This is a genomic window from Streptococcus sp. WB01_FAA12, from assembly GCF_012843315.1.
Classification (GTDB): Bacteria; Bacillota; Bacilli; order Lactobacillales; family Streptococcaceae; genus Streptococcus.
In genome coordinates this window covers 1-1,565 of the sequence record NZ_JABAEX010000017.1, presented here as the reverse complement: position 1 = coordinate 1,565, position 1,565 = coordinate 1, and the positions used below count along the sequence as shown (strand labels likewise).

1 protein-coding gene is annotated in these 1,565 nt (G+C 45.3%); it reads right to left on the bottom strand.

Features of this window, described 5'->3' with window-relative positions; genetic code table 11:
• A partial coding sequence (locus tag HF881_RS10350; RefSeq protein WP_206283221.1) for a hypothetical protein occupies positions 1-1,565 on the bottom strand: 1,565 nt, incomplete at both ends.

Genomic DNA, 1,565 nt, shown 5'->3' with positions numbered 1-1,565 from the left:
GAAGCTGATTGACTTGAGCTTACAGATGCTGAAGCTGATTGACTAGCTGATACAGACGCTGAAGCTGATTGACTAGCTGATACTGATGCGCTAGTTGATTGGCTTGCAGATACTGATGCTGAAGTTGATTGACTTGCAGATACAGACGCTGAAGCTGATTGGCTTGCAGATACTGATGCTGAAGTTGATTGGCTTGCACTTACAGATGCTGAAGCTGATTGGCTAGCTGATACTGATGCTGAAGTTGATTCACTTGAGCTTACTGATGCTGAAGCTGATTGGCTTGCACTTACAGATGCTGAAACTGATTCACTTGAGCTTACTGATGCGCTAGTTGATTGACTTGCAGATACTGATGCGCTAGCTGATTGGCTTGCACTTACAGACGCTGAAGCTGATTCACTTGAGCTTACTGATGCGCTAGCTGATTGACTTGCAGATACTGATGCTGAAGCTGATTGGCTTGCACTTACAGATGCTGAAGTTGATTGACTTGAGCTTACTGATGCGCTAGCTGATTGGCTAGCTGATACTGATGCTGAAGTTGATTGACTTGCAGATACAGACGCTGAAGCTGATTGACTAGCTGATACTGATGCGCTAGTTGATTCGCTTGCAGATACTGATGCTGAAGCTGATTGACTAGCTGATACTGATGCGCTAGTTGATTGGCTTGCAGATACTGATGCTGAAGCTGATTCACTTGAGCTTACTGATGCGCTAGTTGATTGGCTTGCAGATACTGATGCTGAAGTTGATTGACTTGAGCTTACTGATGTGCTAGCTGATTGGCTTGCACTTACAGACGCTGAAGTTGATTGACTTGCAGATACTGATGCGCTAGCTGATTGGCTTGCACTTACAGACGCTGAAGCTGATTCACTTGAGCTTACTGATGCGCTAGCTGATTGGCTTGCAGATACTGATGCTGAAGCTGATTGACTTGCAGATACTGATGCGCTAGTTGATTGGCTAGCTGATACTGATGCTGAAGTTGATTGACTAGCTGATACAGATGCTGAAGCTGATTCACTTGAGCTTACTGATGCGCTAGTTGATTGACTTGCAGATACTGATGCGCTAGCTGATTGGCTTGAGCTTACTGATGCGCTAGCTGATTGACTTGCAGATACTGATGCGCTAGCTGATTGGCTTGCACTTACAGATGCTGAAGTTGATTGACTTGAGCTTACTGATGCTGAAGCTGATTCACTTGAGCTTACTGATGCGCTTGCTGATTCGCTTGCACTTACAGACGCTGAAGTTGATTGACTTGAGCTTACTGATGCGCTAGCTGATTGGCTTGCACTTACAGATGCTGAAGCTGATTCACTTGCACTTACTGATGCGCTAGTTGATTCGCTTGCAGATACTGATGCTGAAGCTGATTGACTTGAGCTTACAGACGCTGAAGCTGATTCACTTGAGCTTACTGATGCGCTTGCTGATTGGCTTGCTGATACAGATGCTGAAGCGCTTTGGCTTGCTGATACTGATGCTGAAGCTGATTCACTTGCAGATACTGATGCTGAAGTACTTTGACTTGCAGATACTGATGCTGAAGC